This window comes from Leifsonia sp. RCC_180 (assembly GCF_058138205.1).
In genome coordinates this window covers 2,325,243-2,342,112 of the sequence record NZ_CP200340.1, presented here as the reverse complement: position 1 = coordinate 2,342,112, position 16,870 = coordinate 2,325,243, and the positions used below count along the sequence as shown (strand labels likewise).

Here is a 16,870-nt window from a genome sequence, read left to right as displayed (position 1 = left end):
GCCTCTAGGAGTCTGCATGCGTTCCCGTACTTCACGTTCACTCGGCACCGCAGCCGTCGTCCTGACCGGCGTGCTCGCCCTGTCGGCCTGCGCCGGCGGCTCCGACGCCGCGAGCGGTGGCGGCCAGAAGGTCACCGGCGGCACCATCGTCTACGCCCACCAGCAGGAGCCGGCGTGCGTGTTCGGCGGCTGGATCGAGCAGGCCTACCTCTCGTACCAGGTGCTCGACAATCTGACCTCGCTGGATGCGGACCACAAGGTGGTCCCGTGGCTGGCGACATCGTGGAAGCAGTCCAACGACGGCCTGACCTGGACCTTCGACCTGAAGAAGGGCGTGAAGTTCACCGACGGCACGCCGCTCACCGCTGAGGCCGTCGCCTACAACTTCGACTACTGGCTGAAGGGCGGCAACAGCACGGCCCTCGTCTGGCTAGACGGCTACTACAAGGACGCCAAGGCGATCGACGACACGACCGTGCAGATCGACCTCTCCCGGCCGTACCCGCGCCTCGCCGACAACCTGTCGCAGGGCTACTTCGGCATCCAGTCGCAGCACGCGCTTCAGACGCGCTCCAAGGAGCAGAACTGCGAGCAGCCGATCGGATCCGGAGCCTTCGTGGTCGACAAGTGGAACCGCGGCCAGGACATCATCCTGAAGAAGAACAAGAACTACACGTCGCCGCCCGCGAACGCGAAGCACTCGGGCCCCGCGTACGTCGACACCATCGACTGGAAGTTCGTGGCCGACCCGACCACCCGCGTCGCGGCGCTGCAGGGCGGCCAGGTGGATGCGATCTACGACGTCCCCGCAGTGCAGTGGAACACCCTGAAGAGCGGCGGCTACCAGCTCGAGAAGTACGTCACCCCTGGTCGCCCGCAGCAGATCGCATTCAACACCGAGCAGGGTCCGTTCACCGACGAGAAGGTGCGCCAGGCGTTCTCCTACAGCCTCGACCGCAAGCAGATCGTGGACACCATCGGGCGGGGCGTCATCCCGTTCGAGGGCAACGGCGGCGTGAGCCAGGCCACCCCCGGCTACAGCGAGAAGGCGGCCGGCTGGTACAGCCAGGACCTGAAGAAGGCGGATGCGCTGCTGGATGCGGCCGGATGGACCCGCAGCGGCAGCACAGGGGTGCGCGAGAAGGGCGGCACGAAGCTGACCGTCTCGCTGCCGTACGGCGCGGGCTCGATCATCAACGCGGACGGCGCCGCGATCCTGCAGGGCATCAAAGAGCAGGCGGACAAGGTGGGCTTCGACGTGAAGCTCGAGCCCGTTCCGCAGAGCGAGTTCTTCTCCGGCAAGTACTCCGGACCTGACACGCACGACCTGGCCGCCGGCTACTGGACGGCCGTCACCGCGGGCATCCTGTACATCAACTGGCGGCCCTCGACGCCCGACCACCCCAACTACGCGAACTCGGCGTTCTACAACGACCCGACGCTGGAGCAGTACATCCTCGACGGCAACTCGGCGTCGACCGTGGAGGCGCAGAACGCGGCCTACGAGAAGGCGCAGGACTACATCGCCGAGCACGCGCTCTCGATCGGCGTCTACGACCGGCTGAGCACGCTCGCCGTCTCGACGAAGCTCAAGGACGTCTGGCAGGAGCACGCGCAGGGAGGACCGACGTTCTATGACGCCTACTTCGTCAAGTGAGCTGACCGCCGCACCCGGTTCTCCGGCGGCTCCGGGGCCGATCGCGCAGAACGCGATCCGGCCCCGGCGGGCCCGCGCCGTCGGCTTCACCCTCCTCCGCAAGGTCGGCGCCGCGCTGGTCGTTCTGTGGGGAGCGGCGACGGTCGCGTTCTTCGCCCAGCTGGCACTGCCCGGCGACCGGGCGACGACCATCCTGAACATCCGGGCGGGCCAGGCGCAGGCGCGCACCCCGGAGGAGCTGGCGCAGATCAACCAGCAGTACGGGCTGACCAAGCCCGTCATCCTGCAGTACGTCGACTACCTGCGCGGACTCGTCTCCGGCGACTTCGGCACCTCGTACCAGCAGTACCGGCCGGTGACGGCGATCATCGGCGAGCAGCTGGGGAGCACGCTCACGCTGTCGCTCGTCGCGATCGCGTTCGCCTGGCTGATCATGGTCGTCTGGGTCACCCTGACGGCGGGACGCGGCCCGCGGCTGAACGGGGTCGGTTCGACGGTGGATGTGGTCACCGCCGGCCTCCCCGCCTACTGGCTGGGCATCATCCTGCTGCTCGTCTTCGGCCTCGGGCTGCACTGGTTCCCGATCATCAGCGGAACCTCTCCCGCCGGTATCGTGCTGCCCGCGCTGACGCTGGCCATCCCGCTGGCCGGGTTCATGGCACAGAGCGTCCGCACCGAGTTCGAGCGGTCGCTCGACCAGCCGTTCGTGCTGTCGGCGCGGATGCGCGGCATGGGCGAGTGGGGCGTCCGGCTGCGGCACGTGCTCCGGCACGCGGTCATCCCCGCGGTGACGCTGTCGGGATGGGCCCTCGGCGCGACCCTGTCCGGCGCCGTGATCGTCGAGTCGATCTTCTCCCGCCCCGGCATCGGTTCGGTGCTCGTCAGCGCGGTGAACTCGCAGGACCTCCCGGTGGTCACCGGGATCGTCACCCTGGTGGCGGTCGTGTATGTGGCCGCCAACCTCATCGTGGACGTCGTCTACACCGTCATCGACCCCCGCCTGGAGCTGACATGACCGCCCTCGGCACTCCTCCGGCCGCCACGGCATCCGCCCCCGCTCGCTCGGGTCTCGGGACGCGTCTCGCGCGAGCCCCGTGGGGCCTCTACCTCGCGGTGGCGTTCGCCGTGCTGCTCCTGGTGGCCGTCGTGGCGCCGCAGGTACTCACCACCCACCTCCCGACCGCGATCGACTACCAGGCGGCCCTGCAGCCGCCGAGCCTCGCGCATCCCTTCGGCACCGACGAGTCGGGCCGCGACCTGTACACGCGGGTCGTCTGGGGCGCCCGCGACTCGCTCACGATCGGGCTGGGCGCCGCGGCGGTGAGCATCGGTCTCGCGCTGATCCTGGGCACGCTGGCCGCGCTCGGCGTCAAGCCGATCGCCGTCGTGATCGACCGGTTCGTGGAGATCATGTTCGCCTTCCCGGCACTGCTGTTGGCGCTGCTCCTGATCGCCATCGCGGGCCCGAGCGCCGCGACGCAGGTCTTCGCGGTCGGGATCGGCACAGCGCCCGGCTACGCCCGTATGATCCGCGGGCAGATCCTCGGGGCGCGCGACTCCGGCTACGTCGAGGCGGCGACCGCCCTCGGGCACTCGCGCTGGCGCATCCTGCGCGCACACATCCTCCCCAACGCCCTGCGGCCGCTGGTCGCGGTGTTCGCGCTGTCGATCGGGCAGTCGATCGTGTGGGCGTCGAGCCTGTCGTTCCTCGGGCTCGGCGTCGCGCCGCCCGCCTCCGAGTGGGGCGCGCTGCTGGATGCGGGGCGTCAGTACCTGACGACGGCGTGGTGGCTCGTCGTCATCCCGGGCCTGGTGATCGTCTCGGTCGCGCTCGCCGCGACCACCATCGGGCGACACATCCAGGCCCGCCTGGAGAAGGGAGAGCGGTCATGAGCATCATCGAACGCGAGAACGAAGACGTCGTGGACGAGCTGGACTGGCCGGTGACGCGGCTGCGCGTCCGCAACCTGCGCACGGCGTTCCGGGTGGACGGCGTTCTCCGTCCCGTCGTCCGCGGCGTCAGCTTCGACCTGCGGCCGGGCGAGTGCGTCGCCATCGTCGGCGAGTCCGGTTCGGGGAAGTCGGTGACCGCCCGCTCGCTCGTCGGGCTCGCCGGACGCTCGGCGACCGTCGAAGCGGACGAGCTGAGCATCCACCACGAAGACGTCCGGAGCTTCACGCCGCGGCAGTGGCAGCGCATCCGGGGCCGCGACATCGGCTTCGTGCTGCAGGATGCGCTGGTCTCGCTCGACCCGCTCCGCCCGGTCGGGCGCGAGATCGACGAGGCGCTGCGACTGCACGGCTGGGGCGACCGGAAGGCCCGCCGCGAGCGGGTGCTCGACCTGCTGACCCGGGTGGGCGTCCCCGTCCCTGCGGTGCGGGCTAAGCAGCGTCCCGACCAGCTCTCCGGCGGCCTGCGCCAGCGTGCGCTGATCGCCTCCGCCATCGCCCTCGACCCGGACATCGTGATCGCCGACGAGCCGACGACCGCCCTCGACGTCACCGTGCAGGCCCAGGTGCTCGACCAGCTGGAGCGGATGAAGGAGCGCGGAGCGTCCGTCATCCTGATCAGCCACGACCTGTCGGTCGTCGCCCGGCTGGCCGACCACATCCTCGTCATGCGCGGCGGCGATGTGCTCGAACAGGGCGACGCCGCTCAGGTGCTCGGCGATCCGCAGCACGACTACACGCGTGCGCTGATCGCGGCCGTGCCAGGGGAGGCGACCCGGGGGCATGCGCTCACGCCGGGCGCCGACCCTGTGGCTGCCAAACCGCCGGTGGGGGAGGTCGTGCTGGAGGCGACGGATCTCGTGAAGCGGTTCCACACCTCCGACGGGACGGTGACCACGGCCGTCGACAGCGTCTCCTTCGCGCTGCGTGCGGGCGAGACCCTCGGCATCGTCGGCGAGTCCGGCTCCGGCAAGAGCACGACCGCGCGGCTCGCGCTCGGACTCGAGCCGGTGGACGGCGGCGAGGTGCGCCTTCTCGGTCAGCCGTGGGCGCCGCTCGCCGAGAGCCGCCGCCGCGGCCTGCGCAGCCGCATCGCGGTGGTGTACCAGGATCCGCTGAGCTCGTTCGATCCGCGCTGGAACGTCGAACGCATCCTGCTCGACGCCCTCCGCGGTGAATCGTTCGCCTCGGCCGACGACCGCCGAGCCCGCGTTCTGCAGCTGCTCGGCCAGGTCGGGCTCACGGAGGCCGTGCTCCCGCGGTTCCCGCTGAAGCTGTCCGGCGGCCAGCGGCAGCGCGTCGCGATCGCCCGTGCCCTCGCGCCGCGTCCCGACATCATCGTCCTCGACGAGGCGGTGTCAGCGCTCGATGTCACCATCCAGGCGCAGATCCTCGACCTCCTCGCCGCCCTGCAGCGGGAGTCGGGCGTCGCCTACCTCTTCATCTCGCACGACCTCGGCGTCATCAGCCACCTGAGCGATCGTGTCCTCGTGATGAAGGATGGGGTGGTGGTGGAGGAGGGGACGCCGGAGGATGTCTTCGAACGCCCCGCGCATCCCTATACTCGTGCCCTGATCGCTGCCATCCCCGAATTCGACCCGCAGGGCGCCAGAACCGTCACCACCCCCGAAAGCGAGACCGCCGCATGAGCGAGCCCAAGCAGCTCTTCGTCAACCTGTTCGAGATGGCCTGCGTGAGCCACATCACGCACGGCCTGTGGACGCTTCCGGGCAACAACCGCGAGCGGTTCGATGACCTGAGCTACTGGCTCGAGCTCGCCCAGCTGCTCGAGCACGGCGGGTTCGACGGGATCTTCCTCGCCGACGTGATCGGCGCGTACGACGTGTTCCGCGGCGGCCCCGAGACCGCGCTGCGCGAGGGCCTTCAGAGCCCGAACCTCGATCCGCTGCTGCTCGTCCCCGCGATGGCCGCGGTCACGGAGCGCCTCGGCTTCGGCGTCACCTTCTCCACGACCTACGAGCCGCCGTTCGCGTTCGCCCGGCGGATGTCGACGCTCGACCACCTCACCAAGGGGCGCATCGGCTGGAACATCGTCACGTCGTACCTCCCGAACGCCGCCCGCAACTTCGGGCTCGATGGCGAAATCCCGCACGACGAGCGCTACCGCTACGCGGACGAATACCTCGACGTGCTCTACAAGCTGTGGGAGGGCTCGTGGGACGACGACGCGGTGATCGCCGACCGTGAAGCCGGGGTGTTCACCGACCCGTCGAAGGTGCGGTACATCAATCACGTCGGCGAGCGGTTCCGCGTCGCAGGTCCGCACATCGTCCACCCGTCGCTGCAGCGCACGCCCACCCTGTTCCAGGCGACCGGGTCACCCGCGGGCATCGAGTTCGCCGGCCGGCACGCCGAGGTCGTCTTCACCGGGGGCCGCACGAGCGAGGAGTTCCGCAGCAACGCCGATGGGATGCGGGATGCGGCCGAGCGCCACGACCGGCAGCGCGACGACATCCGCTTCATCGCGATGGCCGGCGTGATCGTCGGCCGCACGCAGGAGGAGGCGGAGGACAAGTGGCGGCTCTACCGCGAGCGGTCGAGCCTCGACGGCATCCTGGCGCACAGCAGCCTGCCGATCGACCTGACCGCCTTCCCGCGCGACATCACCGTGCGCGAGGCGCTCGCCCGGGCCGACTTCCCCGCCTCGAAGGTGCCCTACCTGCCGCTCGACACGACGGTCGGTCAGGCGCTCGACTTCATCAAAGTCGGCCGCGACGAGCGGTTCCTGGTGGTCGGGGATCCGAAGACGGTCGCCGACGCGATCGAGCGCTGGCTCGACGAGGACGGGCTCGACGGCATCAACCTGCGCCAGTACCACTCCTTCGACACGGCCCGCGACTTCGCCGAGCTCGTCGTCCCGGAGCTGCGGCGCCGCGGCCGACTGCCCGAGGAGGGCGCCCGATTCGGCACCCTGCGGGAGCGGCTCTTCGGAGAGGGCCGCAGCCGCCTCCCCGAGCAGCACATCGGGACGCGCTACCGCGGCGGGGCGAACCTCGACGTGCCCGTCGAGCCCCTGCAGCTGCAGTTCGCCCACGCCGGGTCCTTCTGACCGATTTCGCGCGTCAGCGCCGGGCGGCGAGCTGCTCGCGCCAGTCGTCCGGCACCCGCTCGGCGGGCCCTGGTACGGTCTGGTCGACCGGGTGGGCCAGCGGCGGCGCGAGCTCGGGGCCGTTGGTGAAGGTCTGGGTGCGATAGTTCCAGAACCACGCCTCGCCCGGCTCGAAGCTGCGGATGATCGGGTGGCCGGTCGCCTCGGCGTGCTTGCTGGCGTGCGTGTTGAGGGAGTCGTCGCAGCAGCCGACGTGCCCGCATTCGGTGCACCGCCTCAGGTGTACCCACCAGCTGCCGGTCTCACCGCATTCGAGGCAGCCCGTGCCTGACGGCGGCACACTCGTGTCGATGCCGCTGTTGCCGTGGTCGCTCATTCCCGGTGTCCTTCCGATTCGTGCAGCTCGGCGGATTCGCCGGGCTGCAGCATCCTGAGCCGGTCGGTCAGCCCATGCGCCGCGAACGCCGCCCTGGCCTCGTCCTGCCCTTGCGTGAAGTGCGCCCAGCCCTCGCAGTGGACCGGGACGATGACCGCGCCGCCGAGGAGGGCGGCCGCCCGCGCCGCCTTGTCGGCGGTCAGCGTGAGGAACGCGTCGAGCCGTGCCGTCCGGGCAGCGCCGGCGAACAGCAGGGCGATGTCGATCGGCCCGAGGTTCTCCACGACCTCCTCGACGACGCGCAGGGACGCGTTGTCGCCGCTGACGTACACGGTCGGCAGGCCGTCGCCGGCGAGCACGAACCCGAGCACCGGACCCGAGGAGGCGTCCATGCCGTCCGGGCCGTGCTGCGCGGGGACGGCGTGGACCCGCAACTCCGAGCCGTCCGGCCGGGGCACGGTCAGGTGCGTCCAGGGCCCGAGGCCGCGCACTTCGCCCTCCACCCGCTCCGCTGCCGCCGTGGTGCTGACGGTGAGGGGCGCATCCCGAACGAACGCCCGCCCGCGGTCGTCGAGGTTGTCGGGATGCTGGTCGTGCGAAAGCAGCACCAGATCGACCGGCCCGACCTCCTCGGGCGAACGGCTCGGCCCGGCCGTCTTCACGAGCACCCGCTGACCGGACGCATGGTCGCCGGGCGGGTCGAAGGTTGGGTCGGTGAGGATGCGGAGGCCGCCGAGTTCGATCAGCGCGGTCGGGCCGCCGATCAGTTCGACGCGGACGCTCATGGGTTCTCCTTCGGCGAAGGGCACGACGCACCGGCCGCTCCCGAACGAAACGCTAGCCGATCCCGGCGGCCCAGGACCACGGCGCGTCCCCTCCGGATGCGGTTCGAGGGAGGGTGTCAATCCCTCCCTCGAACCCGCGCGCGGGCGGATGCTCGATTCACGTCATCCACGTAAGCCAGGAGCCCACCATGACCGCCGACCGCCACCTCCTCTTCTCCGGAGACGACACCGCCCGCGACAACCCGCTCGACGTCTGGGCACGCCGCTTCGCGACGGTGACCGCCATCCTCATCGGTGTTCCCCTGCTGGCGGCCGGGCTGCTGGCGCTGCTCTCCTAGCGGTTCGCGTCCTACCCGTTCCCGGCCGCAACCGCCGCGCGGCTCAGGTGCCGCGTGAAGAACCGCGCTGCATCCTCGCCGGCGAACGCCGGGACACCGGTGTGCCCGCCGAGGTTCGCCTGCAGGGTCTTCTCCTGCGAGCCGAACGCGTCGAACAGGTCGAGCGCTGCCTGACGGTCGTTGCCCTCGTCATCCCATTGCAGGAGGGCGTGGAGCGGGATGCTGACCCGGCGCGCCTCCTCGAACATCCGCCGGGGGACGTAGCTGCCGGCGAAGAGCCCGGCTGCCGCGATTCGCGGTTCGACCGTCGCGAGCCGGATCCCGATGGAGATGAAACCGCCGGAGAAGCCGACAGGGCCGTCGATGTCCGGAAGCGCCAGCAGCGCGTCGACAAGAGCCTGCCATTCGGGGACGGACGCCTCGACCAGTGGGAGGACCAGCCGGTCGACGAGCTCGTCGTCCACCGGCTCGCCTGCCGTGATCGTGCGGCGCAGGTCGGCGCGGGCCTCCTCGGCTTGCGCCGAGGGGGCCCGATCACCGCTGCCGGGCAGTTCGATCGTGGCCGTGGCGAAGCCGTCGGCGGCGGAGCGCAGCGCGCGGCCCGTCAGCCGGGATCGCATGTACTGCAGCCCGCCGGGATGACCCATCAGGATCAGCGGGGCCGGAGCGGAGGCGGAGGCGGATCCGGGCGTCCAGAGGATGCCGGGAATCTCGCCGAGGGTGAATTCGCGTTCGACGACACCGTCGTCGAGGAGTGTTTCTGAAGTGAAGTGCATGGTCGTGCCTTTCGGGAGTGCTCTGTCAGAGCGCCCCCGGACGACCTATCGCCCGACCGTGACCCCGAGAAGGGGCGCCCACGTGGATTCGTTCACGGGTACCACCTCCTCTGTCTTCCGTACGGTTCGTCGGACAGAGTAGCAGGCCGGGCGCTGCGTCGTCAGCGCAGTTCGAGTGCGCCGCGCGGAGACATGGACCTCGCGGGCGCGACGGCGTACCGTCGCCGGGACCGACCAGAACGGAAGCCATCAACGGAAGGATGACGCCATGAGCGACGAGAAGGACAGGCCTGACGCGGACGAGCTGCCCGACGGCTCCGGATCCGACGGCAGCGAGCCCGAACCCGGTGAGGACACCGTCTCGGGCGGCGGACCGGACGAGCACAAGTAGCCGCACCCGCGGCCAACCGCGACGTCGGGTCGCTCAGCGGCGGTGGAACGGCCGGACGCTGAGCGACTCGACGGTCCCCGCGGGCGGAAGATCGACGGCCGTCCGGACGGTGGCCGCCACCATCTCGGGAGTGATCGTGTACGTCGCGTCGTACGCGAGCCCTTCCCGGGCGACGAGTGCGCGCTGCATGTCGGTGTCGACCCGGCCCGGGTGGATACTGCTCACGCGCACCCCGTGCGGCCGCTCCTCCTCGCGGAGGGCGTCCGTGAGCGCGCGCAGGGCGAACTTCGACCCCGCGTAGACCCCTCCGCCGGCGCCGCTGGCGAACCCGGACCCGCTGTTGATCGCGACCACGAGCCCGCCCGCCGCCCGGAGTGCGGGCAGCGCGTGCCGGGTGAGCGCGGCGACGGCGAACACGTTCACCTCGAAGACGCGACGCCAGGTCTCCGCGTCCGTATCTTCTACGGTTCCGCCGTCCTCGACGCCCGCCGAGTGGACCACCACATCCAGTCGCCCGGGCAGGGCCGGCAGGGACGCGCCGCTGAGGTCGGCGACCAGGTCTGCCGTGTATGCCTCGGCCGACGGGAGGTCGGCGACGACCGCATCCACGGCATCCGCATCCCGTCCGCCGACCAGGATGTGGTGCGTGCGACCGAGTTCGACGGCGATCGCCCGTCCGATCCCGCGAGTGGCGCCGGTGACCAGGGCGACCGGCCGGTCCGTGTGCGCAACAGTGTTCTCGGGGGTCGGGGATGCATCCGTGTCAGCCATGCCTTCGACCCTACGGCGGTTCGCCCTGGCATCGCCGCTCCCCTAGGGTGTGGATGTGCCGGAGGTGTGGACGTGAGCGAGGGCGGGCGCCCGCCCGGCGTGCGGGAGGTCGCGGCCGCCGCCGGCGTCTCGCGACAGACCGTCTCGCGAGTGCTCAACGACCATCCGAGCATCCGCGCCGAGACGCGGGCGCGGGTGCTCGCGGCGATGGCGGACCTCGACTTCCGGCCGAACCGCGCCGCCCGGATGCTGACGACGGCGCGCTCGCGGACCATCGGGGTGCTGGCTGCCTCCGCATCCTCTCTGTTCGGCCCGGCCTCCAGCATCGACGCTGTCGAGAACGCCGGTCGCGACGCCGGGTACACGGTGACGGTCGCGCACGCCGCCTCCCTGGAGCCCGCCGACGTCAAAGCGGCTCTCGACCACTTGCGGGCGCAGGCGGTCGAGGGCGTGGTGGTGATCGCTCCCCAGCAGCGGGTGCAGGACGCCATGGCGCAGTTCTCGCTGTCCGTGCCGTCGGTGACGCTTCACGGCGCGGGCGCAGCCGGGGACGAGGGCGTCTTCGTGGATCAGGTGCTCGGCGCCCGGCTGGCCGCCCGCCACCTGCTCGACACCGGCCACCGGCGCATCGCCCACCTGAGCGGCCCCGGCGACTGGACGGAGGCGCGCGCCCGCCGCGACGGTTTCCTGGCCGAGCTGGATGCGGCGGGCGCCGACGCCGTCGTCTCGCGTGAGGGCGACTGGACGGCCGCATCCGGCGCGGCGATCGGCGCCGAGCTGCTGGTGGATCCGACGATCACTGCCGTGTTCGCCTCCAACGACCAGATGGCGCTCGGCGTGCTGCACGCGGCCAGGCGCGCCGGTCGCGCGGTTCCCGGCGACCTCGCGGTGGTCGGTTTCGACGACATCCCCGAGGCCGCCTTCTTTGCTCCGCCGCTGACCACCGTGCGGCAGGAGTTCGACGAGCTCGGGCGCCGCTGCGTCGCCCGCCTGATCGCGCTGCTGGAGGGCGGCGACCTGGCGTTCGAGGAGCCGGTCGCGCCGGTGCTGGTCGTGCGCGAGTCGGCCTGACGCCTACCACAACCGGCACGGGCTGAACCGCGGTCAGCGGATGCGCCGGTAGACGGTGACGAGGACCCCGTCGCCGTAGACCGTCGCCTCGTCGAGCGCCCAGCGCGTCTTGTCGGGGGTGTCGGCCCAGAGCCGGCGGCCGTAGCCCAGGACGAGGGGGAACGTCATGAGGTGGATCTCGTCCACGAGGTCCTCCGCGAGCAGAGTCTGTACGAGCTGGATGCTCCCGGCCACGGAGATTTCGCCGTCGATCCGCTCCTTCAGCCTCCGCACGCCCGCCACGAGGTCGCCCTCGAGCACCGTGGTGTTCTCCCACTCGGGGTCGGCGAGAGTGCGGGAGACGACGTACTTCGGCATCGTGTTGTACTTGTCGGCGAGCTCGCCCTCGTACTGCGGCCAGGCGGCGGCGAAGCCGTCGTAGGTCTTCCTTCCCAGCAGCAGCGCGGCCGCCAGGAGCGACTCCGTCTCCTTGAACCGCTCGCCCTCGGGGCCGCGGTCCACCTCGAAGCTCCAGTTCGGATACCGGAAGCCCTCTCCGCCGGGTGATTCCACCACACCGTCGAGGGATATGAATTCGGTGACGACGATGTTTCCCATCTCAGTTCTCCTTCGCGAAGGCGCGCAGCGCGGCGGCGAGCACGTCGGGGGTGGTGGTGTGGTTCTCGCCGGGGACCGCCTTCAGAGTGGAGGTCGGCAGCACGGAGGCGATCGCTTTCGCCCCGCCGGCGAGGGCGGGCCAGGTGTTCTCGCCGTACAGCACCAGCACCGGGACCTCGATCCGCGACCACCGGTCCGCGGCCAGCGGTGTGCCGGACATCGCGTCGCCCACCTGTCGTCCGTCGTAGGCGATGGTCGGCGCGATCGCCTCGAGCCCCGCCCAGACCTCCGGGTTCTGCCGCATCCCGGACACGAACTCCGCGGGCATCCCGACCGCGTCGGTGAGGAAGATCTCGGCGGCGTCGCCGGGACGGCCGGCGGCGATCGCTGCGTCGAGGCGGTCGACGTAGTCCGAAGGCAGTGGCGGGCGGGAGTCGTCCACCAGGGCGTTCGCTTCGAAGACGGCGACCCGGGCTGCCGGGATGGCGCCGGCATTCACGGCGTTCAGGGCGAGGTTGCCGCCGGAGGACCAGCCGAAGACCGTCGCCGGGCGGCCGCCGCCGGCCTGCTCGATGATCGCGGCCAGGTCCTCGAATTCGCGCTCCTTCGCGTAGGGGGCGCTGTCGCCGCTCTCGCCGCGGCCCCGTCGGTCGTAGTTGATGACGAGGAACTCGTCGGCGAGGAGTTCGGCCGTGGCCTCATTGTCCGGTGTGGTGGCGCGGTGGGCGGTAGCGCCGTCGATGATGACGATCGGGTCCCCGCTGCCCCAGGCCGTGTAGGCGATCGTGGTGCCGTCCGCGGAGACGACTGTTCCGTGCTGCATGTTCTGCCTTCCTCAAGGTCTCGCAGGGCTCGGGATCGAGCGCCTGGAAGCAGACTAGGAACCCGGGCAGCGGCGCGGCTTGTACAGGAACGACACTCCGTCTCGCACCTGCGAGCTACGCGAGCGCCTCCGGCTTGTACAGCAGGGACAACGGCTCGGCCGCACCATCCGGCCGCTGCAGCTGCGTGGCCGTGCGTCCGATGAACCGCTGCAGTGACCGGGCCAGATGCGGCTGGTCGAAATAGCCGCACTGATGCACGACGTCCAGGGCGGCGACCCCTTCTCGGAGCAGTGCGGCCGCGAGCCGGGCCCGTTCAATCTGGCGGATGGCGCCCTGGGTGAGCCCGGTGGTCGCTGCCACGCGCCGCTGGACTGATCTCTGGCCCACCCGGGCGATGCCGCCCCATACGACGTCCTCGACGATCGGGTCGCGGGCGAGCACACCGGCGCGGACGAGCCGGCCGACGAGCGCCTCAGCGTCGTCGATACCGGGGATCTCGAACTCCTCCCCGCCGAGGATGAATCCGCGGCCGGTGGAGCGAGGACTGTCCCACTGTGTGTCGGTGAGCGCAGAGGCGGGCAAGGGAGGAATCCAGGTGCCATGCGAGAGCGTGATTCCGAACGACTCCGAGTCGCCCACGATGTCCGCCGTCTGGGCTGCTGTCTCTGGTCCCCGCACGGACACGCGCGGGACGCCGCCCTCCGTCCAGAACACCAGCTCCGAGGTGGAGGAGGCGATGGACGTCATCTGCGCTGCACCCTCGACGCGCCCGGTCCACACACGGGACACGTACGGTGAATCCGACTCGCGGTGACTCGTCTCGATCGGCATTCGGCACATCCCCCTCTTCCCCACCCGCCCCGAGCCTAGGGATGCCGCTGGTCGCAGGCAACGGGGCCGCGCGCCTGGAGGGCACGCGGCCTCGCGTGGCTGCTTAGGCCGCCTTGCGGGCGCCCCGCTCGGCGAGCCGGCGTCCTTCGAGCTCGGCTGCGCGCACGGCCTCGACGCGCATGGCGTCGGCCATGTCGGTGAACCGGTCGAGGGCCGGGTTGACCCCGACCAGGGTGAACCGCCGCTCGACGGTGGTGAGGTCGAGCCCGAGCACGTCGACGAGGATGCGCTGCAGCCAGGGGCTGGAGTGGTCCCATCCCTCCTTCGGCGTTCCGGGCCCGTAGTTGCCGCCGGTGACGGTGACCAGCAGGGCGGGACGGTCGCGCAGTTCAGGGCCGCCCTCGCTGACGCGGGGGTCCGTGTACACGAGGTCGAACCAGGTCTTGATGTGCTGCGAGACGCCGTAGTTGTAGAGCGGCACCGCGAAGACCAGCGCGTCCGCCGCGATCAGCTCGTCAGCCAGCGTGGCCGCGAGTCCGACGGCGGCCTGCTGCGCCGGCGTGCGGGCATCCTCGGGGAGCTGCTGCCCCACGACGGCGTCGGCCCAGGCCGTCGACGAGATGGGGTTCGTGCCGAGGTGGCGGCGGATCGCGTGCTCGTCCGGGTGTTCGGCGGTCCATTCGGCTTCGACGATGTCGGCGAGCTCACGGCTCACGGATCGGTCGGGGAAGATGCTCGCGTCGAGGCGGAAGAGGGTCATGGGTTTTCCTTAAGTGTTCGGTTGTGCGTTTGGTCTGGGGGAAATCGGTCGCGGGCCGAAGCGTCAGATCACGGTCGCGCCGCCGTCCGCCACCAGTTCCAGGCCGTTCACATAGCTCGAGTCGTCGGAGGCCAGGAACAGCGCCACGGAGGCGATCTCCTCCGGGCGGCCCATCTCCCGGCGCGGGATCAGGGACTCGAAGGCCGTCTTCAACTCCGCATCCATCACGTCGAGCATCATGGGCGTGGCCACCTGGCCGGGGGTGAGGACGTTGACCCGGATCTTCCGGTCCCGCAGCTCGGACACCCACACCCGCGCGTAGGCGGGCAGCACGGCCTTGCTCGCCGCGTACACGCTCCAGTCGGGGAATCCCCGGAGCGACGCGTTCGACCCGGTGAGAAGGATCGAGCCGCCGTCGTTGAACAGAGGCAGCGCTTTCTGGACGGTGAACAGCGTGCCGCGCGCATTCAGCGAAAACGCGGCATCGAAGTGCTCCTCGGTGATCTCCCCGAGCGTGCCCTGTTCGCCACCGCCGGAACTCGCCCACAGCACGTCGATCGCGCCCTTCTCCCGGCGGACCGTCTCGAACAGCCGGTCCAGATCGTCCAGATCGGTCGAATCGGCCTGCACACCGGTGACGTTCCGGCCGATCAGCTTCACGGCCTCATCCAGCGCGTCCTGCCGTCTGCCGGTGATGAAGACGTGGGCGCCTTCCTCGACGAACAACCGGGCGCCGGCCAGCGCCATGCCGCTCGTCGCGCCGGTGATCACCGCGACCTTGCCCTCGAGCCTGCCTGCCATCACTTGGCCCCGAAGGCGATGCCGAAGCCGCCGCCGTTACGGGCGAGACCCATGAGCAGGATGCCCGCCCACTCGAGCGCGTGAGTCGTCTCGAGCCCTCCCGCGTCGAGGGGACGCATCCCCAGGCTGGTCAGGAATGCCGCGAAGCGTGCCCTTGCGTCCGCGTCGCCGCCGGCGAAGAAGACGTCCAACGGCCCCTCGGCAGCGAGCACGCCGCGGAAGACGGTGTTGAACGCCTTGAGAACCTGGGTCCCCGCGGGAGCCGCGGCCGCGAGCTGCTGGGTCACCGAGTTGCCCGGGGTGGTGACGACGCCGGTCGCGTCGGCGTTGAACGGGTTGGTGGTCTCGACCAGGATCTTGCCCGCCAGCGCGTCGCCGTACTGCTCGACGACGTCCACTGCGCCGGCGTACAGGACGGCGAGGAAGACGATGTCACCGTCGGGACGTGCGCCGAACGTGCCGACGGTCGTCCCGTGGCCGATCACGTCGGCGGCCGCCTGGGCTTTGGCCGTGTCGCGGCTCATGATCTCGACCGTGTGGCCGTGCTCGGCGGCCCGGGAACCGATGGCCGTGGCCATGTTCCCGGCGCCGATGATGGTGATGGTGCTCATGAAGTACTCCTTCGTGGTGTCGATGTCGGAGGAGAAGCGCCAAGGTGAGGCACCCCTCCGGTACCTGGTTCGAACCGGAGGGGTACCTCACCTATTCCGCGATCACGAAAAAATGAGCGGTAAGTTGGCTGGGTGAGTATCAGCGAAGTGGAACGGGCACCGAAGCCTCGTCGCCGCGACGCCGTGGAGCGCCACGACAGGCTGCTCGCCGCAGCGCGCAGCGAGTTCGCCGTCCGAGGCGTGGATGCGTCCCTCGAAAGGATCGCCCGCGACGCCGGAGTCGCCATCGGCACTCTCTACCGCCACTTCCCGACCCGTATGGACCTCCTCCTGGCCGCCCTGGAGCCGCGGCTCCAGGAGTTCGTCGACGGATCCGAGGAGGCCATGGCGATCGAAGACCCCTGGGACGGGTTCGTCGCCTACCTGGAGAACCTGTTCCGCGTGCAGGCCGGAGACCGGGGGTTCAACGACTTCCTCTCCCGCCGTTTCCCCGGCAGCCCCGCTACCGAGCGCATCCACGACCAGATGTGCCGGCAGATCGAGGATGTGCTCACCCGGGCCCAAAAGGCCGGCTCGGTACGGCCGGACGTCGCCCTGGCCGACATCGTCAACCTCATCTGGTCCAACGGCCGCATGATCGACGCCACGAGGACCACGGCCCCCAATTCGTGGCGACGGCAGCTCTCCCTCACGCTCGACGCCTACCGGGCCGCGGCGGCGCATCCCCTGCCCGAGCCGCCGATGACGGACGAGCAGCTCTACGACGCCATGGTCGAGCTCAACGCGGCCGACTGAACCCCGGAGGTCAGTCGCCTTCGCCGATGTACGCGGTCATGCGGATGGAGATCAGCACGTCCGGGATGACGGCGCCGAGTTTCGCGGCATAGCGGGCGGGCGGGTCGGTCGGGAACCACGCTCGGTACTCCTCGTTCATTCCGACGAAGTCGGACGGGTCACTGAGGAGGATTCCGACTTCGACGACGTCGTCCAGCGTGGCGCCCGCCGCCTCGAGCACGGCGCGACAGTTCGCGAGCGCCTGCCTCGTCTGCTCCTGGATGGTCGGGCCGGCCGGCTTTCCTGTGCGAACGTCGACGCCCACCAGGCCCGAGATGTGGATATGGTTCCCCGACTTGATGCCTTGGCTGTAGAAGGGCGAGCTGGGGGCGTCCGGGGTGCTGATGACTTCACGCATGCGCTCAATATGGCTCACTTCGCGGCCGGTGGCGACGGTCGATTCGGGGGGATCTCTGCGGCTCGGACT

At 70.4% G+C, this 16,870-nt stretch carries 20 protein-coding genes; 9 read left to right on the top strand and 11 right to left on the bottom strand.

Annotated features, from left to right (window positions below; translation table 11 throughout):
* The first annotated feature begins 16 nt into the window (after window positions 1-16).
* From AB7E03_RS11595 to AB7E03_RS11575, 5 genes are read left to right on the top strand one after another with little or no spacing between them, the layout of a single operon-like run.
* The gene (locus AB7E03_RS11595; RefSeq protein ID WP_489941555.1) at window positions 17-1,657 is read left to right on the top strand and encodes an ABC transporter substrate-binding protein; all 1,641 of its coding nucleotides are present in this window, start codon (window positions 17-19) and stop codon (window positions 1,655-1,657) included.
* Window positions 1,635-2,672: an ABC transporter permease gene (locus AB7E03_RS11590; RefSeq protein WP_489941554.1), complete on the top strand. Its 1,038-nt coding sequence runs from the start codon at window positions 1,635-1,637 to the stop codon at window positions 2,670-2,672. The genes AB7E03_RS11595 and AB7E03_RS11590 overlap by 23 nt, the downstream gene beginning before the upstream one ends.
* Window positions 2,669-3,550, top strand: a complete 882-nt coding sequence (locus tag AB7E03_RS11585) for an ABC transporter permease (protein WP_489941553.1) — start codon at window positions 2,669-2,671, stop codon at window positions 3,548-3,550. The genes AB7E03_RS11590 and AB7E03_RS11585 overlap by 4 nt, the downstream gene beginning before the upstream one ends.
* Window positions 3,547-5,256: a dipeptide ABC transporter ATP-binding protein gene (locus AB7E03_RS11580; protein WP_489941552.1), complete on the top strand. Its 1,710-nt coding sequence runs from the start codon at window positions 3,547-3,549 to the stop codon at window positions 5,254-5,256. Before AB7E03_RS11585 ends, AB7E03_RS11580 begins: the two co-directional genes overlap by 4 nt.
* Entirely contained in the window at window positions 5,253-6,677 is a 1,425-nt protein-coding gene (locus AB7E03_RS11575) for an NtaA/DmoA family FMN-dependent monooxygenase (protein WP_489941551.1), read from the top strand. Before AB7E03_RS11580 ends, AB7E03_RS11575 begins: the two co-directional genes overlap by 4 nt.
* Window positions 6,678-6,690: 13 nt before the next feature.
* Here the strand turns inward: AB7E03_RS11575 and AB7E03_RS11570 are convergent, their stop codons facing one another.
* Together AB7E03_RS11570 and AB7E03_RS11565 are read right to left on the bottom strand one after the other, a co-directional pair.
* On the bottom strand, window positions 6,691-7,053 hold the full coding sequence (locus AB7E03_RS11570) for a UBP-type zinc finger domain-containing protein (RefSeq protein ID WP_489941550.1): 363 nt from the start codon (window positions 7,051-7,053) through the stop codon (window positions 6,691-6,693).
* Window positions 7,050-7,838 (bottom strand): MBL fold metallo-hydrolase, encoded by a 789-nt coding sequence (locus AB7E03_RS11565; RefSeq protein ID WP_489941549.1) that lies wholly within the window; start codon window positions 7,836-7,838, stop codon window positions 7,050-7,052. The genes AB7E03_RS11570 and AB7E03_RS11565 overlap by 4 nt, the downstream gene beginning before the upstream one ends.
* Before the next feature lie 188 nt (window positions 7,839-8,026).
* Between AB7E03_RS11565 and AB7E03_RS11560 the strand changes: the two genes are divergently transcribed.
* Window positions 8,027-8,176 carry a hypothetical protein gene (locus AB7E03_RS11560; RefSeq protein ID WP_489941548.1) on the top strand — a complete coding sequence of 50 codons (150 nt, stop codon included), beginning with the start codon at window positions 8,027-8,029 and terminating at the stop codon, window positions 8,174-8,176.
* 11 nt (window positions 8,177-8,187) lie between these two features.
* Here the strand turns inward: AB7E03_RS11560 and AB7E03_RS11555 are convergent, their stop codons facing one another.
* Window positions 8,188-8,952, bottom strand: a complete 765-nt coding sequence (locus AB7E03_RS11555) for a dienelactone hydrolase family protein (RefSeq protein ID WP_489941547.1) — start codon at window positions 8,950-8,952, stop codon at window positions 8,188-8,190.
* A 268-nt stretch (window positions 8,953-9,220) separates the two neighbouring features.
* Here AB7E03_RS11555 and AB7E03_RS11550 point away from each other — a divergent pair, with 268 nt between their 5' ends.
* Window positions 9,221-9,343, top strand: a complete 123-nt coding sequence (locus AB7E03_RS11550) for a hypothetical protein (protein WP_441780699.1) — start codon at window positions 9,221-9,223, stop codon at window positions 9,341-9,343.
* Window positions 9,344-9,376: 33 nt separating this feature from the next.
* Here the strand turns inward: AB7E03_RS11550 and AB7E03_RS11545 are convergent, their stop codons facing one another.
* On the bottom strand, window positions 9,377-10,114 hold the full coding sequence (locus AB7E03_RS11545; RefSeq protein WP_489941546.1) for an SDR family oxidoreductase: 738 nt from the start codon (window positions 10,112-10,114) through the stop codon (window positions 9,377-9,379).
* 72 nt (window positions 10,115-10,186) lie between these two features.
* Here AB7E03_RS11545 and AB7E03_RS11540 point away from each other — a divergent pair, with 72 nt between their 5' ends.
* Window positions 10,187-11,185: a LacI family DNA-binding transcriptional regulator gene (locus AB7E03_RS11540; protein ID WP_489941545.1), complete on the top strand. Its 999-nt coding sequence runs from the start codon at window positions 10,187-10,189 to the stop codon at window positions 11,183-11,185.
* A 33-nt stretch (window positions 11,186-11,218) separates the two neighbouring features.
* Here AB7E03_RS11540 and AB7E03_RS11535 read toward each other — a convergent pair whose 3' ends face one another.
* From AB7E03_RS11535 to AB7E03_RS11510, 6 genes are all read right to left on the bottom strand, one after another.
* Window positions 11,219-11,782 (bottom strand): dihydrofolate reductase family protein, encoded by a 564-nt coding sequence (locus AB7E03_RS11535; RefSeq protein ID WP_489941544.1) that lies wholly within the window; start codon window positions 11,780-11,782, stop codon window positions 11,219-11,221.
* Window position 11,783: 1 nt separating this feature from the next.
* Window positions 11,784-12,605 (bottom strand): alpha/beta fold hydrolase, encoded by an 822-nt coding sequence (locus AB7E03_RS11530; RefSeq protein ID WP_489941543.1) that lies wholly within the window; start codon window positions 12,603-12,605, stop codon window positions 11,784-11,786.
* Window positions 12,606-12,720: 115 nt separating this feature from the next.
* Window positions 12,721-13,437 (bottom strand): helix-turn-helix domain-containing protein, encoded by a 717-nt coding sequence (locus AB7E03_RS11525; protein ID WP_489941542.1) that lies wholly within the window; start codon window positions 13,435-13,437, stop codon window positions 12,721-12,723.
* A 103-nt stretch (window positions 13,438-13,540) separates the two neighbouring features.
* Window positions 13,541-14,197 carry an FMN-dependent NADH-azoreductase gene (locus AB7E03_RS11520; RefSeq protein ID WP_489941541.1) on the bottom strand — a complete coding sequence of 219 codons (657 nt, stop codon included), beginning with the start codon at window positions 14,195-14,197 and terminating at the stop codon, window positions 13,541-13,543.
* A gap of 63 nt (window positions 14,198-14,260) precedes the next feature.
* A complete protein-coding gene (locus AB7E03_RS11515; protein WP_489941540.1) occupies window positions 14,261-14,998 on the bottom strand; it encodes an SDR family NAD(P)-dependent oxidoreductase in 738 nt (245 codons plus the stop codon).
* A complete protein-coding gene (locus AB7E03_RS11510) occupies window positions 14,998-15,609 on the bottom strand; it encodes an NADPH-dependent F420 reductase (protein ID WP_489941539.1) in 612 nt (203 codons plus the stop codon). The genes AB7E03_RS11515 and AB7E03_RS11510 overlap by 1 nt, the downstream gene beginning before the upstream one ends.
* 132 nt (window positions 15,610-15,741) lie before the next feature.
* Between AB7E03_RS11510 and AB7E03_RS11505 the strand changes: the two genes are divergently transcribed.
* Complete coding sequence (locus tag AB7E03_RS11505) at window positions 15,742-16,404, top strand: TetR/AcrR family transcriptional regulator (protein ID WP_489941538.1); 663 nt, start codon at window positions 15,742-15,744, stop codon at window positions 16,402-16,404.
* 10 nt (window positions 16,405-16,414) lie between these two features.
* On the opposite strand, the gene AB7E03_RS11500 is transcribed toward AB7E03_RS11505, so the two are convergent.
* Window positions 16,415-16,801 (bottom strand): RidA family protein, encoded by a 387-nt coding sequence (locus tag AB7E03_RS11500; RefSeq protein WP_489941537.1) that lies wholly within the window; start codon window positions 16,799-16,801, stop codon window positions 16,415-16,417.
* Between the last annotated feature and the right edge of the window lie 69 nt (window positions 16,802-16,870).